Below are 15,182 nucleotides of genomic sequence, written 5' to 3' on the forward strand. Positions count from 1 at the left end.
CTTTACAAGGCTGAAATCATGTCGAAACTTATTTCAAAGGCCCTCACAACCTCGGACGACTTTATGGCCAATCGCGCCGCGCATCTTGAGGCGTTGGGCATTGTCTCTGAAGTGGCGGCAATCGCGGCCCAGGGCGGGGGAGTGCGGTCGCGTGATCGTCACGTCAGCCGCGGCAAGATGTTGCCGCGCGAACGGGTGGCCAATTTGCTGGATCCGGGGTCGCCGTTTTTGGAAATTGGCGCCACGGCGGCGCATGACATGTACGGTGGGGCGGCCCCTTGTGCGGGGGTGATTGCCGGGATCGGTCATGTGATGGGCCAGGAGGTTATGGTGGTGTGCAATGATGCCACCGTGAAGGGCGGCACCTATTATCCGATGTCGGTCAAGAAACACTTGCGGGCGCAGGAAATTGCCGAGCAATGCCAGTTGCCTTGTATCTATTTGGTGGATTCGGGCGGGGCCAACCTGCCGCAGCAGGATGAGGTCTTTCCGGACCGCGAGCATTTCGGGCGGATTTTCTACAATCAGGCCAATATGTCGGCCAAGGGCATTCCGCAGATTGCGGTGGTGATGGGGTCCTGCACTGCAGGTGGTGCCTATGTGCCCGCGATGTCGGATGTGACCATTATTGTCAAAGAACAGGGCACGATCTTTTTGGCGGGCCCGCCCTTGGTGAAAGCCGCGACAGGTGAGGTCGTGAGTGCCGAGGATCTGGGCGGCGGGGACGTACACACGCGTTTGTCCGGCGTGGCGGATTATCTGGCCGAGGATGACGCGCATGCGTTGGCGCTGGCGCGTCGCGCGGTCGAACATCTCAACCGGGGCAAGCCGCAGACCGTGCAATGGCAGGCGTCAGAAGAACCTGCCTATGACCCGGAAGAAATCCTGGGCGTGGTGCCGGGGGGCTTGCGCACGCCGTATGATATCCGCGAGGTGATTGCCCGCGTGGTCGATGGCAGCCGCTTTGATGAATTTAAGCCGCGATATGGCGAGACTTTGGTGACCGGCTTTGCGCATGTCAAAGGGTGCCCTATCGGGATCGTGGCCAACAATGGCGTGCTGTATTCCGAGAGTGCCCAGAAGGGGGCGCATTTCATTGAACTCTGCTCGCAGCGCGGCATTCCGTTGGTGTTCTTGCAGAACATCACCGGCTTTATGGTCGGGCAGAAGTATGAGGCTGAGGGCATCGCGCGCCACGGCGCCAAGATGGTGACGGCTGTGGCCACCACCAAAGTGCCAAAGATCACCATGGTGGTTGGTGGCTCTTTTGGGGCGGGCAACTATGGCATGGCAGGGCGCGCCTATAGCCCTCGGTTCCTGTGGAGCTGGCCGAACAGCCGGATTTCGGTGATGGGCGGCGAACAGGCCGCCGGCGTTCTGGCCACCGTGAAACGCGACGCGATTGAGCGGCAGGGTGGCGAATGGTCAGCAGAGGAAGAGGCCGCGTTTAAACAGCCAACGCTGGATATGTTCGAAGAGCAAAGCCATCCGCTTTATGCGTCTGCACGGCTTTGGGATGACGGCATCGTCGACCCGCGCAAGACCCGCGATGTGCTGGCCTTGTCGTTGAGCGCGTCGCTGTGCGCGCCGATTGAAGAAACGAAGTTTGGTGTGTTCCGGATGTAAGGCGTGGGGGCCAGCCCCCACAACCCCGGAGTATTTTTGCCAAGATGAAGGATCAGGTCGGGAGGCCGTATGATGTTCAATAAAATTCTGATAGCCAACCGTGGCGAGATTGCTTGCCGGGTGATGGAAACAGCGCGCGCTATGGGTGTGAAAACAGTTGCTGTTTACTCAGACGCAGATGCGTTGTCGAAACATGTTGCGATGGCGGATGAGGCTGTGCATATCGGTGGGTCCACACCTGCCGAGAGTTATCTGAAGGGCGATGTAATTATTGCCACTGCCAAGGAGACTGGCGCGCAGGCGATTCATCCGGGCTATGGGTTTCTGTCGGAAAACCCCGATTTTGTTGAGGCGGTCGAGGCGGCAGGTCTGGTGTTTATTGGACCGTCTGCCAAAGCAATCCGGGCAATGGGTCTGAAAGACGCTGCCAAAGTGTTGATGGAAGAGGCCGGTGTGCCGGTTGTGCCGGGGTATCATGGGGCCAATCAGGATGCGGACTTCCTGAAAGTGCAGGCAGGCGAGATCGGCTATCCGGTTTTGATCAAGGCTGTTGCAGGCGGTGGTGGCAAGGGCATGCGTCTGGTCGAAGCGCCAGAAGAGTTTGCCGACGCGCTGGCCAGTGCGCAGGGCGAGGCGACCACAGCCTTTGGCAACCCGGACGTATTGATCGAGAAATACATCCAGCAGCCCCGACACATCGAAGTACAGGTCTTTGGCGACGGCACGCAGGCGGTGCATTTGTTTGAGCGCGATTGTTCGCTGCAGCGTCGCCATCAGAAAGTCATTGAAGAAGCGCCTGCTCCGGGCATGACGCTGGATGTGCGTCAAGCCATGGGCGACGCGGCTGTGCGCGCCGCCGAGGCTATCGGGTACAACGGCGCGGGCACGATTGAGTTTATTGTCGATGGTTCTAACGGGCTGCGCCCCGACGGGTTCTGGTTCATGGAAATGAACACGCGTCTACAGGTGGAACACCCGGTGACCGAAGCGATCACCGGAGTCGATCTGGTGGCGTGGCAATTGCGTGTGGCTGCTGGCGAAAGCCTTCCAGCCCAGCAGGAAGAGTTGACGATTTACGGTCACAGCTTTGAAGTGCGGCTTTATGCCGAAGACGTGCCCAAGGGATTTTTACCGGCCACTGGCACCCTGTCGCATCTGCAGTTCCCGCAAGGAGCACGGTCAGACAGTGGCGTGCGGGCAGGCGACACGATCAGCCCGTTTTATGATCCGATGATTGCCAAGATTATCACGCATGGGCCAACGCGCGCCGTGGCTTTGTCGCGAATGCGCACGGCACTGGCCGAAACCCAAGTTGGCGGCACGGTCACCAACCTGGCCTTTCTTGGCGCACTTTGTGACCATGCAGGCTTTGCCAAGGGCGAGGTTGATACCGGGTTGATCGCGCGTGATCTGGAGGATTTGGTTCAGGCTCCGGTGCCGTCTGTTGCGCAGACAGCATGGGCTGGCATGGCCGCTTTGGGCCTGCACAAGGCGGCTGGAGCAGAAGAAGGGTTTTCGCTTTGGGCACCGTTGGAACGCAGTGTGGCTTTGCGGATTGGCGAAGACCTGCACCCCGTCAAAGTGATGATGCAGGGGGCCAACAGGGCTGAAGTCGTGGTTGATGGCACCTCGGTGGTGGCCGAGCGCATTGGCGGTGGCTGGCATGTGAGCGGAAAGCGTACAGCGCCGGTTTCTGTGGCAAACGAAACCGTGACCGTATTTGCGCATTATGGGATAGAATATGGGCGCGTCGATCCCTTGCAGGTTGAAGCGGATTCCGCCGCCGCCGGGAATGTGATCGTTGCTCCAATGCCGGGTTTGGTGAAAGCAATTTTTGCCAAGTCCGGACAAGAGGTCAAAGAGGGCGACCGGCTGGCCATTCTTGAGGCCATGAAGATGGAGCATTCGCTGTTGGCGGCGCGCGATGGCGTGGTTGATCAGGTTCTGGCCCATGAGGGCGATCAGGTGCAGGATGGGGCTGTTTTGGTCGTATTGGTCGAAGAAGAAGAGGAAGACGCCGCATGATCCGTCTTCATCATATTCCATTCTCACGGTCGTTCCGCATTTTGTGGTTGCTCGAAGAAATGGGGTTAAAGGCCGATTTGCGGCCCTATTCGATCACCGACGGATCGCTGCGGGCGGCAGAGTTCAAGGCGATTTCTCCGGTGGGCCGTGTGCCTGCTCTCGAGATTGACGGGATCACCATCTACGAAAGCAGCGCTATCGTTGAATACCTGACCGAGACCCGCCCGGAACACGGGCTCGGGCGGTTGGCCGGGGACGCGGAGCGGGTGGCGTTTCTTGAATGGTTGGGATTTGCCGAAACGCAAGCCAGCATTCTGGCGTCGCTGAATATGCAACATTTGTTTATGGGCGACCCAACGCCGGCATCGCCGGTGGTGTTAAAGCTGGAGGCGGCCCGTTTGGGCGCGACATTGAAGGCGATGAACCATACGCTGACCGATCGCGATTGGCTTTTGGACAGCGGGTTTTCGGCGGCGGATACGATGATGGGGTTCAACCTGTTTTCGGCGCCGTATTACGTGCATATGGATCGCTTCCCGCATGTGCAGGCCTATGTCGAGCGGATCGAACAGCGATCTGCTTACCAAGTGGCGCGTGCCTTGGACGGCATCCAGGAGTTTTACAAGAAAGAGTTCTACGAGGTTCCAGATGTCTGAATACGTCGAAATCTTTGAAATGGGGCCTCGCGACGGGCTACAGAACGAAAAGCGTCAAATTCCGACCTCAGACAAGATCGCTTTGGTCGACTGTCTGAGCAAAGCCGGTTTCAGGCGCATTGAAGTGGCGAGCTTTGTCAGCCCCAAGTGGGTGCCGCAGATGGCGGATTCAGGCGAGGTTCTGGCGGGTATTCACCGCAAAGAGGGTATCTCTTATGCGGCTCTGACACCAAACTTAAAAGGGTTCGAACGGGCGGTGGACGCCAAGGCGGACGAGATTGCCATATTCGGTGCGGCATCTGAAGGGTTTTCCAAAGCCAATATCAACGCCACAGTCGCGGAATCGCTTGAGCGTCTTGTGCCTGTGGCCGAGGCGGGGAAGGCGGCGGGCATTCCGGTGCGGGGCTATGTGTCTTGCGTGACCGATTGCCCTTACGATGGTCCTACACCTCCCGCACAAGTGGCCCGCGTGGTCGCGATGTTACGAGACGCTGGCTGCTATGAGATTTCCTTGGGCGACACGATTGGTCAGGGAACGCCTGAGACAATCACCGCTATGCTTGAGGCCGTGTTGCAAGAGGTGCCTGCCAGCATGTTGGCCGGGCACTATCATGATACCGCCGGTCGCGCTCTGGCCAATATCGAAGCCTCCCTGGCGCTGGGCCTGCGGGTGTTCGATGCGGCAGTTGGCGGCTTGGGGGGATGTCCTTATGCGCCGGGGGCGGCGGGGAACGTGGCCACAGAGGCTGTGCATGAACGGCTTACCACTTTGGGATATCACACCGGTCTGGATGCCAGCGTGTTAACTCAAGCCGCTGGTATGGCAACGAAAATGAGAACCACGGCGTAGAACATTCTTCTTAAAGAAGGTTGCCTGGAAGAGTTTTCACCGCAGAAAGAGAAAAACATGTTTGAGACGATAACCACCGAGATCGACACAAGGGGCGTTGCGACGTTGACCTTGAACCGCCCGGAAAAACACAATGCCATGTCAGGGCAGATGTTGCGCGAGTTGAAGCAGGCCGCAGCGGCGTTAGGCGCAGATGACGCGGTTCGGGTTGTGGTGCTGACCGGGGCAGGCAAATCTTTTTGCGCAGGCGGTGATCTGGGCTGGATGCGCGAGCAGATGAGCATGGATCTTGAGACCCGAGGTCGCGAGGCGCGCATTCTGGCCGAGATGTTGCAAGCGCTGAACACGTTGCCGAAACCTTTGATTGGGCGGGTGCAGGGCAATGCGTTTGGTGGCGGCGTTGGCATGGCCAGCGTCTGTGACGTCGCGATTGGTGTGGACAGTCTGACCATGGGGCTTACAGAAACGCGGCTGGGGCTGATCCCGGCGACGATCGGGCCTTATGTGATTGCCCGTATGGGCGAGGCCAAGGCGCGGCGTGTGTTTATGTCGGCCCGTCTGTTTGACGCCGAGGAAGCGGTTCGACTGGATTTGCTGGCCCGCGTTGTACCAGCCGAAGACCTGGACGCCGCTATAGAAGCTGAGATTAAACCTTATCTGTCCTGCGCACCGGGGGCGGTGGCCGATGCCAAAGCGCTGACCCGCGCGCTGGGCCCTCAAATTGACGAGGCGACAATCGATCATACGATTGAGGCACTGGTCGCGCGCTGGAACAGCCCGGAATCTGCCGAAGGCATTGGGGCTTTCTTTGAAAAGCGTAAACCGGACTGGAGCAAAGCGTAGAGCCAGGGTCTGCCCAAGACTCACCTGCATTGACAGCGCCAAGCGCTTGGCCTGTAAACGACTCTGCCACACATTGAGTGGCGCCTCGGCGATGCTGCGACGAAAAACCCCGCTCTTGTCTGCAAAATTTCCTGCACGCGTGTTTGGCGGCTGACAGGGCCATTTTCTGGCCTACCCTGAGTGCAGAAGTCCGACTTGGCTGGTTGGATCCCTTCAACTCACTGAAATACAGTGGAAAAATGATGCAGACCAAATGACGCAGGCGTCTTCAAAAGGGCTGTATACCTTTGTGTGCAGGGGGTAAATGCAACGATTTCCAAAAACTGAATGTGTTTCGGCTTGGTTGACCCTGACAAGGGGCGCAGGTAAACCCCCTTTAGTCAAAACAGCCATCTGACTGCACGTCATTTGATCCGTGCATGAAAGGAGCCACCACGTGGAAGAGATGCTTAGGGAATACCTTCCCATTCTCGTCTTTCTGGCCATCGCGATCGCACTTGGCCTCGTATTGATCCTTGCCGCTGTCGTCCTAGCCGTTAGAAACCCCGATCCTGAAAAGGTGAGTGCTTACGAGTGCGGTTTCAATGCCTTCGACGACGCCAGGATGAAATTTGATGTCCGGTTCTACCTTGTGTCGATCCTGTTCATCATTTTCGACCTCGAAATCGCGATGCTTTTCCCATGGGCTGTCGGGTTCAAGGACATCTCAATGGTCAGCTTCTGGTCCATGATGGTCTTCCTGGCGGTCCTGACCATCGGATTTGCCTATGAGTGGAAAAAGGGAGCTCTGGAATGGGAGTAATGACCGGCACAAACATTGCTGCTGGTGCTGATAAAGACGGCACTACCCAGGCTTTGAACCGCGAACTGCAGGACAAAGGCTTTCTGCTGACCTCGACCGAGGACATGATCAACTGGGCCCGCACAGGGTCGCTGCACTGGATGACCTTTGGTCTGGCCTGTTGCGCGGTTGAGATGATCCACACTTCGATGCCTCGCTATGACCTTGAGCGTTACGGCACTGCTCCGCGCGCCTCCCCTCGTCAGTCTGATCTGATGATTGTTGCGGGCACGCTGACCAACAAAATGGCCCCAGCGCTGCGTAAGGTTTACGATCAGATGCCCGAGCCACGCTATGTGATCTCGATGGGCTCATGCGCCAATGGCGGCGGTTATTATCACTATTCTTACAGCGTTGTACGTGGCTGTGACCGCATCGTGCCGGTTGACGTCTATGTGCCCGGCTGCCCTCCAACGGCTGAGGCGCTTTTGTATGGCGTATTGCAACTGCACCGTAAGATCCGCCGCACGGGGACTATTGAACGATGAGCGAAGCACTGAAAGAACTGGGTACACATCTTGAGCTGAAGCGCCCGGATTGCGTTCTGGGCTGGGATATTGCTTTTGGCGAATTGAACGTAGACGTGGCCCCGGCGAATATCGCGGGGTTTGTTGAGTTTCTGAAAGCGGATCGTACCTGCAAATTCGCAACTCTGGTGGATATCACAGCCGTAGACTACCCGGACCGTGCGAAGCGGTTCACGGTCGTGTATCACCTGTTGTCGATGTACCAAAACAGCCGCATTCGCCTTCGGGTCGCCGTGCGCGAGGACGAAATGCTGCCATCCGTGACAGACATTCACCCCTGCGCCAACTGGTTCGAGCGTGAAACGTTCGATATGTTTGGCATCGTCTTTACCGACCACCCGGACCTGCGCCGTCTGCTGACAGATTATGGCTTCCGTGGTCATCCGTTGCGCAAAGACTTCCCGACCACCGGGTATACCGAAGTGCGCTATGACGAAGTTGAAAAGCGCGTGGTTTATGAACCTGTGTCGCTGACGCAGGATTACCGCCAGTTTGATTTCATGTCGCCATGGGAAGGTGCCGAATACATCCTGCCCGGTGACGAGAAGGGGGAGGCGAAATGATGGACGGCTCCAGATATGACGACGGCAGCACAGATGCGTTGGTCGGCGAACAGAAAATCCGCAATTTCAACATCAACTTTGGCCCGCAGCACCCTGCGGCGCACGGCGTTTTGCGTCTGGTGCTCGAACTTGACGGCGAAATCGTGGAACGTTGCGATCCGCACGTTGGTTTGCTGCACCGTGGCACCGAAAAGCTGATGGAAAGCCGCACCTACCTGCAAAACCTGCCGTATCTCGACCGCCTAGATTACGTGGCGCCGATGAACCAGGAACATGCATGGTGCATGGCCATTGAAAAGCTGTGTGGCGTAGAAGTGCCACGTCGCGCTCAGTTGATCCGCGTTTTGTACTGCGAAATTGGCCGTGTGCTGAACCACATCATGAACGTCTGCTCGCAGGCGATGGATGTGGGGGCGCTGACTCCGAACCTTTGGGGGTTTGAAGAGCGCGAAAAGCTGATGATCTTTTATGAACGGGCTTGCGGTGCGCGTCTTCACGCGAACTATTTCCGTCCCGGCGGTGTCCATCAGGACCTGCCTGATGCGCTGATCGACGATATTGAAGAATGGGCCATCGGGTTCCCTGAGGTTCTGGATGATATCGAAGGTCTGCTGACGGAAAACCGTATCTTTAAGCAGCGCAACGTCGGTATCGCCGTTGTGGATGTGGATACGGCCCTTGAGCATGGCTATTCCGGCGTCATGGTGCGCTCGGCTGGTCTGGCATGGGATTTGCGCCGTGCGCAGCCTTATGAATGCTACGACGAGTTTGATTTCCAGATCCCGGTTGGCAAAAACGGCGACTGCTATGACCGCTATGTGATGCGTGTCGAAGAAATGCGTCAGTCAACCAGCATCATCCGTCAGGCCATTGTCAAACTGCGCGAAGCCACTGGCGACGTGATGGCGCGGGGCAAACTGTCTCCGCCCAAACGCGATGACATGAAAACCTCGATGGAAAGCCTGATCCACCACTTCAAACTTTATACCGAAGGCTTCCACGTGCCTGCGGGGGAAGTTTATGCAGCCGTTGAGGCGCCCAAAGGTGAATTTGGCGTTTATATGGTGGCCGATGGTACCAACAAGCCATACCGCGCCAAGTTGCGCGCACCGGGCTATCTGCACCTGCAATCGCTGGATCATATTACCACTGGCCACCAGCTGGCCGATGTCGCTGCCATTATTGGCACCATTGATATCGTATTTGGAGAGATTGACCGCTAATGCTTCGTCGACTTCATCCCGAACAACCCGAAAGCTTTGCTTTCACTGATGCCAACCTGGCCTGGGCCAAGGGGCAAATCAGCAAATACCCCGAAGGCCGTCAGGCCAGCGCCGTGATCCCATTGTTGTGGCGCGCGCAAGAACAAGAAGGCTGGGTCACAAAGCCTGCGATTGAGGCCATCGCCGATATGTTGGGCATGGCCTATATTCGCGTTCTGGAAGTGACATCCTTCTATTTCATGTTCCAGATGCAGCCCGTTGGATCGGTCGCGCATATCCAGATTTGCGGCACCTTGTCCTGCATGATCTGTGGTGCCGAAGACCTGATCGCCGTCTGCAAAGAGAAAATAGCTGACAAGCCGCATGTTGTGTCGGCGGATGGCAAGTTTTCCTGGGAAGAAGTCGAATGTCTGGGCGCCTGTACCAACGCGCCCATGGCCCAGATCGGCAAAGATTATTACGAAGACATGACCGTCGAGGGGTTTTCCCAACTCTTGGACGATTTGGCGGCGGGCAAGGTGCCTGCTCCGGGTCCGATGAACGGTCGGTTCGCGTCTGAGCCTTTGTCAGGCCTGACCACGCTGAAGGAATACGACAGCGGGAAGACCAAATATAACGCGTCGGCCCAGCTGGCGACGGATATTGGCGATACCGTGAAACGCATCGACGGCACCGAAGTCCCGCTTCGCACGCCGTGGATTGGTGAAGATGGTGTTGTGGCCGGACGGGCTTCGTCTGCTGCCGCTCCGGCGGAACCTGCAACACCCAAACCGGCGGTGAAGCAGGCGGAAGATGCCAAGAAGGCCGAAGCGCCGAAAGCTGAGCCGAAAGCGGAAAAGGCCAAAGCCAAGCCAGCCAAGAAAGCCAAGGCGGCTCCGGCGGTAGCTGGCGCGGATGATCTCAAGCAACTCAAGGGCGTCGGGCCGGCGTTGGAGAAAAAATTGCACGAGAACGGAGTGACCTCTTTTGCGCAGATCGCGGCCTGGGGTGCGGACGATATCGTCGATATGGATGACAAGCTGTCGTTCAAAGGCCGAATTGAGCGTGATGGCTGGGTTGAACAGGCCAAAACACTCGCTTCTGGCGAAGAAACTGAGTTCTCCAAAAAAGTCGCTGATGGCGACGTCTACGAGGACTAAAACATGACGGGTGAGCAGATAGAGCAGCAGATGGCACGCAAAGGGCGCATGGTCGCCGTGGTGATTGCCGGTAGCATGTTGCTCTGGATGGCGGCTCAGGTTGTTGGCAAGTCTCTGGGCTTGCCGGGGCGCTATGCACTGCTGTTTGACTTTGCTGTTATCGCAGCTTTGGTCTGGGCGCTCGTGAACATTTATCAGATCTGGCGCGCGCGTCAGGGAATGCAAGGGTAACGAAGATGCTGAAAGATCAGGACCGTATCTTTACCAACCTCTATGGGATGCACGACCGCTCGCTGAAAGGCGCGCAGGCACGCGGCCATTGGGATGGCACGGCTAAGATCATCCAGAACGGCCGTAACTGGATCATTGACCAGATGAAGGCCTCTGGCCTGCGTGGTCGTGGTGGTGCGGGTTTCCCGACCGGCCTGAAATGGTCGTTCATGCCCAAGGAAAGCGACGGACGCCCGGCGTTTTTGGTTATCAACGCTGATGAATCCGAGCCCGGCACCTGTAAAGACCGCGAGATCATGCGTCATGACCCGCATACATTGATCGAAGGCGCCCTGATCGCGTCTTTCGCAATGAATGCGCACACGTGCTACATCTACATCCGCGGCGAATACATTCGTGAACGCGAAGCGCTGCAAAACGCCATTGATGAGGCCTATGACGCCGGAATGCTTGGCAAAAACGCCGCTGGTTCCGGTTGGGATTTCGACCTGTTTCTGCACCACGGGGCAGGGGCCTATATCTGCGGTGAAGAAACCGCATTGCTGGAAAGCCTCGAGGGCAAAAAAGGCATGCCACGCATGAAGCCACCGTTCCCAGCGGGCGCGGGCCTTTATGGCTGCCCGACCACGGTGAACAACGTGGAATCGATTGCGGTGGTGCCGACCATCCTGCGCCGGGGGCCTGAGTGGTTCTCATCGTTTGGCCGTCCCAACAACGCGGGCACCAAAATTTTTGGCATCTCGGGCCACGTGAACAACCCCTGTGTTGTCGAAGAGGCGATGTCGATTTCGTTCGAAGAGCTGATTGAAAAGCATTGCGGCGGTATTCGCGGTGGCTGGGACAATCTGCTTGCTGTGATCCCCGGTGGGTCGTCCGTACCATGTGTGCGCGGTGAAAACATGCGCGACGCGGTGATGGATTTTGACGCTCTGCGTGATGTGGGGTCGTCTTTGGGCACTGCGGCTGTGATCGTCATGGACAAAAGCGTCGATCCGATCAAAGCGATCTGGCGTTTGTCCAAATTCTACAAACACGAAAGCTGTGGCCAGTGTACGCCATGCCGTGAAGGCACAGGCTGGATGATGCGTGTGATGGATCGTCTGGTGCGCGGCGAGGCCGAACTTGAAGAGATCGACATGCTGCACAGCGTGACCAAGCAAGTCGAAGGTCACACCATTTGTGCGCTGGGGGATGCGGCAGCCTGGCCTATTCAGGGCCTGATCAAGAACTTCCGCAATGAAATCGAAGATCGCATCAAAGCGCAAAAAACCGGCCGTATGGGCGCGATGGCGGCGGAGTAGAAAAACATGAATTTGGGGCAGCAAGACATTCTGACACCGCGAACAGGCCGCAGCATTTTGCGTGGCTCGTTTGGCGTTGCCGTTATGTTGTCCCTTGCTCTTGGCACTGCCAGCTGTGGTAAAATTCAACGCCCCGGCAAAAAGACTGAATTCGCCTTTGACGGGATCGAGTTCAAAACCAAAGTCGAAAAAGTTGACAAGGAAGACCGCAGCCACTTCAAAATCGAAGTGCGCAAGGCGACCCAGTCGCTGAACGGCGCCAAAGAAGCAGGCGGTTACGGCGCGACACGTTATTGCATCGAACAATACGGGTCTTCCAAGATTCACTGGATTGCTGGTCCGGACCAGGAAAATGATACTTTGACGTTGATCGACGGTGACCTCTGGTTAGAGGGCATTTGCAAGATATGACGGCGTGTTATTGCATAACGGCGGCTGAATGCTCCTCTAATGACGCACCCGCGCGCGATCCCCGTGCGCGCGTCGTGAGGAGTGGAAATATGCGTATTATGTTGCCTGTTGTACTGGGTGTGTCTGTTTTGGCAGGGGCCGCGGCGGCCAAGCCACCGTTGAGTCAAGTCGCTGAAATTGAAGACGTTTTGTTTTCTGCCGCTGTTGGTTTTGAAATCTCCAACAAATGCGACAGCATCTCGCCCAGGAAGCTGAAAGCTCTGAGCCGGGCGTGGAAGTTGCGCTCACGCGCCAACGCGCTTGGCTATACGGACGCTGAAATCAAAGAATATGTCGAGTCCAAGGCCGAAAAGGCCCGGATGCGCGCAAAAGGCGAGGCTTATCTCAAGGCCCACGGCGCGATCTATGGGCTACCTGAAACCTTCTGTGCGGTCGGCCGTGCGGAAATTGCAAAGAACAGCGCGATCGGCGCGCTTTTGAGGGCGAAGTAGTGGTGGCCTTGGTTTCATATCGTCAAGTTTTTGCGGTGCTTGCCACAGTACTCGCTTTTTGGTTTGCAGGCACTTCTTTGGGGCACGCAGCTGGCGTCGATTCGTTGAAAAAAGAGATTGACCAATTTGCTAATGCAAGTTCTTCGGCCTACTGGCTGCAGTTTGCTTGCCCGGAACTACGCAAAGATAAATCTGCGATTAATAGAGCTTACTCGCGGCTCGACAAATCTCTCTATAAAGCAGGGATTGGTGAAAAAGATCGCAACAAAATCTTTAAAGACGCGATAGAGCGAAGAAAAGGCCCAGAAGGCGCTGAACAGTATGCAAACAGCCAAGGGCTGACTCTGCATAAAAACGATGCAGAGAAGCTCTGTAAAAGACTGAACAAGGAAGTCCAAAAGAAGACGCTCCTTGGTTCGTTTATGAAGGTGAAGTAACAAATGTCTGACCTGCGCAAAGTCGTTATTGACGAAACCGAAGTGGAAGTAGACGGCGCGATGACGCTGATCCAGGCCTGTGAACAGGCTGGCGTGGAAATTCCGCGGTTCTGTTACCATGAACGTCTGTCAATTGCCGGTAACTGCCGGATGTGTCTGGTTGAGGTTGTCGGCGGGCCGCCCAAGCCAGCCGCCTCCTGCGCGATGCAGGTGCGCGATTTGCGTCCCGGCCCCGAAGGTCAGGCGCCGGTGGTGAAAACCAATTCGCCGATGGTCAAAAAGGCCCGCGAAGGCGTGATGGAATTCATGTTGATCAACCACCCGCTGGATTGCCCGATCTGTGATCAGGGTGGCGAATGTGATCTGCAAGATCAGGCGATGGCCTATGGCATCTCGGACTCGCGGTTCAACGAACCTAAGCGTGCTGTGGATGATCTGAACCTCGGCCCGCTTGTGTCGACCACCATGACCCGTTGTATCAGCTGTACGCGCTGTGTGCGGTTCACCTCTGAGGTCGCCGGTATCACCCAGATGGGGCAAACCGGTCGTGGCGAAGATGCGGAAATCACCAGCTATCTGAACCAGACTTTGGATAGCAACCTGCAGGGCAACATCATTGACCTGTGCCCGGTCGGAGCGCTGACGTCCAAACCTTATGCGTTCTCGGCCCGTCCTTGGGAGCTGACCAAAACCGAAACCATCGACGTGATGGACGGTTTGGGGTCGAACATTCGGGTCGACACCAAAGGTCGCGAAGTCAAACGTATCCTGCCGCGCAACCATGATGGTGTGAACGAAGAGTGGGTTTCGGACAAAACACGTTTTGTCTGGGATGGCCTGCGTCGTCAACGTCTGGACACGCCTTATGTACGCGTCGATGGCAAGCTGAAGCCTGCCACATGGGGCGAAGCTCTTGGCGTGGCTGCGGAAGCAATGAAGGGCAAGAAAGTGGCTGGTCTGGTTGGCGATCTCGCCCCGGTCGAAGCTGTGTTTGCGCTAAAGCAGATTGTGGACGGTCTGGAAGGCACCATGGAATGCCGCACCAACGGCGCAGTTCTGCCGGCGGATAATCGCTCGGCTTATGTGGGCACTGCTGCGATTGAAGACATTGATAACGCCAAGGCTATTTACCTGATTGGCACCAACCCTCGTAATGAGGCCGCGGTTCTGAACGCGCGTATCCGCAAAGCATGGTTGAATGGCGCGGAAGTTCATTCGGTTGGCGTCAAGAGTGGCGATCTGACGTATGAAACGACCGACCATGGTCCCGGTCGCCGGATGATCAAGGGCATGATTGAAGGTGCGGAAAAGGCTGACAATGCCGTTGTTATTGTAGGGCAGGGTGCCATCAACGAAGGCGACGGTATCGCGGTGTTGGGTGCTTGCATGGCACTGACCGAGAAACTGGGTGGCAAGATGATGGTGCTGCACACGGCGGCTTCGCGTGTTGGTGCGATGGATGTCGGTGCTGTGACCGAAGGCGGATTGGACGTCGCTCTTGAGGGCGCTGAGGTTGTGTTCAACCTTGGGGCGGATGAAGTCGAAGTCGCCGAAGGTCCGTTTGTGATTTATCAGGGCAGCCACGGAGATCGCGGCGCACACCGCGCGGATGTGATCCTTCCGGCTGCGGCCTACACCGAGGAAAACGGCCTGTTCGTCAACACGGAAGGCCGCCCACAATTGGCGATGCGCGCCGGGTTTGCGCCGGGCGAGGCCAAGGAAAACTGGGCCATCCTGCGCGCATTGAGCGCTGAACTGGACGCGACGTTGGCTTACGACACACTGGCGCAGCTGCGCCAGGCGTTGGTGGCCGAGGTCCCGCATTTGGCCAAGATCGATCAAGTTGTCGAGAACGAATGGACTCCCTTGCCTGTGAAGAACCTGAGTGCCGGGAAATTCTTTGCAGCTGTCGATGATTTTTATCTGACAAACCCAATTGCCCGCGCCAGCGAGCTGATGGCCGAACTTTCGGCCAATGCCAAGGCCCGCGCCGAAACCAAGATTGCGGCTGAATAACT

At 57.0% G+C, this 15,182-nt stretch carries 16 protein-coding genes; all 16 read left to right on the forward strand.

Annotated elements, in window-relative coordinates; translation table 11 throughout:
* The first annotated feature begins 18 nt into the window (after nucleotides 1–18).
* The 16 genes from BUC32_RS10990 (at nucleotide 19) to nuoG (ending at nucleotide 15,180) form a co-directional block, all read left to right on the forward strand.
* On the forward strand, nucleotides 19–1,626 hold the full coding sequence (locus BUC32_RS10990) for a carboxyl transferase domain-containing protein (protein WP_073252523.1): 1,608 nt from the start codon (nucleotides 19–21) through the stop codon (nucleotides 1,624–1,626).
* Between the two features lie 72 nt (nucleotides 1,627–1,698).
* On the forward strand, nucleotides 1,699–3,651 hold the full coding sequence (locus tag BUC32_RS10995) for an acetyl-CoA carboxylase biotin carboxylase subunit (protein WP_073252649.1): 1,953 nt from the start codon (nucleotides 1,699–1,701) through the stop codon (nucleotides 3,649–3,651).
* Entirely contained in the window at nucleotides 3,648–4,307 is a 660-nt protein-coding gene (locus BUC32_RS11000; RefSeq protein ID WP_073252525.1) for a glutathione S-transferase family protein, read from the forward strand. Before BUC32_RS10995 ends, BUC32_RS11000 begins: the two co-directional genes overlap by 4 nt.
* A complete protein-coding gene (locus BUC32_RS11005) occupies nucleotides 4,300–5,157 on the forward strand; it encodes a hydroxymethylglutaryl-CoA lyase (RefSeq protein ID WP_073252532.1) in 858 nt (285 codons plus the stop codon). The genes BUC32_RS11000 and BUC32_RS11005 overlap by 8 nt, the downstream gene beginning before the upstream one ends.
* 57 nt (nucleotides 5,158–5,214) lie before the next feature.
* Nucleotides 5,215–6,000, forward strand: coding sequence for a crotonase/enoyl-CoA hydratase family protein (locus BUC32_RS11010; RefSeq protein WP_073252534.1), 786 nt, complete (start codon nucleotides 5,215–5,217; stop codon nucleotides 5,998–6,000).
* 436 nt (nucleotides 6,001–6,436) lie between these two features.
* Nucleotides 6,437–6,802: an NADH-quinone oxidoreductase subunit A gene (locus tag BUC32_RS11015; RefSeq protein ID WP_073252536.1), complete on the forward strand. Its 366-nt coding sequence runs from the start codon at nucleotides 6,437–6,439 to the stop codon at nucleotides 6,800–6,802.
* Nucleotides 6,802–7,329 (forward strand): NuoB/complex I 20 kDa subunit family protein, encoded by a 528-nt coding sequence (locus BUC32_RS11020; RefSeq protein ID WP_073252538.1) that lies wholly within the window; start codon nucleotides 6,802–6,804, stop codon nucleotides 7,327–7,329. The genes BUC32_RS11015 and BUC32_RS11020 overlap by 1 nt, the downstream gene beginning before the upstream one ends.
* Complete coding sequence (locus BUC32_RS11025; protein ID WP_073252540.1) at nucleotides 7,326–7,931, forward strand: NADH-quinone oxidoreductase subunit C; 606 nt, start codon at nucleotides 7,326–7,328, stop codon at nucleotides 7,929–7,931. The genes BUC32_RS11020 and BUC32_RS11025 overlap by 4 nt, the downstream gene beginning before the upstream one ends.
* Nucleotides 7,931–9,154 (forward strand): NADH-quinone oxidoreductase subunit D, encoded by a 1,224-nt coding sequence (locus BUC32_RS11030; RefSeq protein ID WP_175556927.1) that lies wholly within the window; start codon nucleotides 7,931–7,933, stop codon nucleotides 9,152–9,154. The genes BUC32_RS11025 and BUC32_RS11030 overlap by 1 nt, the downstream gene beginning before the upstream one ends.
* Nucleotides 9,154–10,293, forward strand: coding sequence for an NADH-quinone oxidoreductase subunit NuoE (nuoE, locus tag BUC32_RS11035; protein WP_073252544.1), 1,140 nt, complete (start codon nucleotides 9,154–9,156; stop codon nucleotides 10,291–10,293). Before BUC32_RS11030 ends, nuoE begins: the two co-directional genes overlap by 1 nt.
* A gap of 3 nt (nucleotides 10,294–10,296) precedes the next feature.
* Nucleotides 10,297–10,524: a DUF5337 domain-containing protein gene (locus tag BUC32_RS11040; protein ID WP_073252546.1), complete on the forward strand. Its 228-nt coding sequence runs from the start codon at nucleotides 10,297–10,299 to the stop codon at nucleotides 10,522–10,524.
* Nucleotides 10,525–10,529: 5 nt separating this feature from the next.
* The gene (nuoF, locus tag BUC32_RS11045) at nucleotides 10,530–11,825 is read left to right on the forward strand and encodes an NADH-quinone oxidoreductase subunit NuoF (protein WP_073252548.1); all 1,296 of its coding nucleotides are present in this window, start codon (nucleotides 10,530–10,532) and stop codon (nucleotides 11,823–11,825) included.
* 6 nt (nucleotides 11,826–11,831) lie between these two features.
* Nucleotides 11,832–12,236 (forward strand): hypothetical protein, encoded by a 405-nt coding sequence (locus BUC32_RS11050; RefSeq protein WP_083599310.1) that lies wholly within the window; start codon nucleotides 11,832–11,834, stop codon nucleotides 12,234–12,236.
* 89 nt (nucleotides 12,237–12,325) lie between these two features.
* A complete protein-coding gene (locus BUC32_RS11055; protein WP_073252550.1) occupies nucleotides 12,326–12,727 on the forward strand; it encodes a DUF5333 domain-containing protein in 402 nt (133 codons plus the stop codon).
* Nucleotides 12,727–13,164 carry a DUF5333 family protein gene (locus tag BUC32_RS11060; RefSeq protein ID WP_073252552.1) on the forward strand — a complete coding sequence of 146 codons (438 nt, stop codon included), beginning with the start codon at nucleotides 12,727–12,729 and terminating at the stop codon, nucleotides 13,162–13,164. The genes BUC32_RS11055 and BUC32_RS11060 overlap by 1 nt, the downstream gene beginning before the upstream one ends.
* 3 nt (nucleotides 13,165–13,167) lie before the next feature.
* On the forward strand, nucleotides 13,168–15,180 hold the full coding sequence (gene nuoG, locus BUC32_RS11065; RefSeq protein WP_073252554.1) for an NADH-quinone oxidoreductase subunit NuoG: 2,013 nt from the start codon (nucleotides 13,168–13,170) through the stop codon (nucleotides 15,178–15,180).
* Nucleotides 15,181–15,182: the final 2 nt, after the last annotated feature.

The organism is Shimia gijangensis (genome assembly GCF_900142085.1).
Classification (GTDB): domain Bacteria; phylum Pseudomonadota; class Alphaproteobacteria; order Rhodobacterales; family Rhodobacteraceae; genus Shimia; species Shimia gijangensis.

Bases quoted from the DNA above. Each gene is read 5' to 3' on its own strand.
- BUC32_RS10990 (WP_073252523.1), top strand. From the start codon at position 19: ATGTCGAAACTTATTTCAAAGGCCCTCACAACCTCGGACGACTTTATG.
- BUC32_RS10995 (WP_073252649.1), top strand. From the start codon at position 1,699: ATGTTCAATAAAATTCTGATAGCCAACCGTGGCGAGATTGCTTGCCGG.
- BUC32_RS11000 (WP_073252525.1), top strand. From the start codon at position 3,648: ATGATCCGTCTTCATCATATTCCATTCTCACGGTCGTTCCGCATTTTG.
- BUC32_RS11005 (WP_073252532.1), top strand. From the start codon at position 4,300: ATGTCTGAATACGTCGAAATCTTTGAAATGGGGCCTCGCGACGGGCTA.
- BUC32_RS11010 (WP_073252534.1), top strand. From the start codon at position 5,215: ATGTTTGAGACGATAACCACCGAGATCGACACAAGGGGCGTTGCGACG.
- BUC32_RS11020 (WP_073252538.1), top strand. From the start codon at position 6,802: ATGACCGGCACAAACATTGCTGCTGGTGCTGATAAAGACGGCACTACC.
- BUC32_RS11025 (WP_073252540.1), top strand. From the start codon at position 7,326: ATGAGCGAAGCACTGAAAGAACTGGGTACACATCTTGAGCTGAAGCGC.
- BUC32_RS11030 (WP_175556927.1), top strand. From the start codon at position 7,931: ATGGACGGCTCCAGATATGACGACGGCAGCACAGATGCGTTGGTCGGC.
- nuoE (WP_073252544.1), top strand. From the start codon at position 9,154: ATGCTTCGTCGACTTCATCCCGAACAACCCGAAAGCTTTGCTTTCACT.
- BUC32_RS11040 (WP_073252546.1), top strand. From the start codon at position 10,297: ATGACGGGTGAGCAGATAGAGCAGCAGATGGCACGCAAAGGGCGCATG.
- nuoF (WP_073252548.1), top strand. From the start codon at position 10,530: ATGCTGAAAGATCAGGACCGTATCTTTACCAACCTCTATGGGATGCAC.
- BUC32_RS11050 (WP_083599310.1), top strand. From the start codon at position 11,832: ATGAATTTGGGGCAGCAAGACATTCTGACACCGCGAACAGGCCGCAGC.
- BUC32_RS11055 (WP_073252550.1), top strand. From the start codon at position 12,326: ATGCGTATTATGTTGCCTGTTGTACTGGGTGTGTCTGTTTTGGCAGGG.
- nuoG (WP_073252554.1), top strand. From the start codon at position 13,168: ATGTCTGACCTGCGCAAAGTCGTTATTGACGAAACCGAAGTGGAAGTA.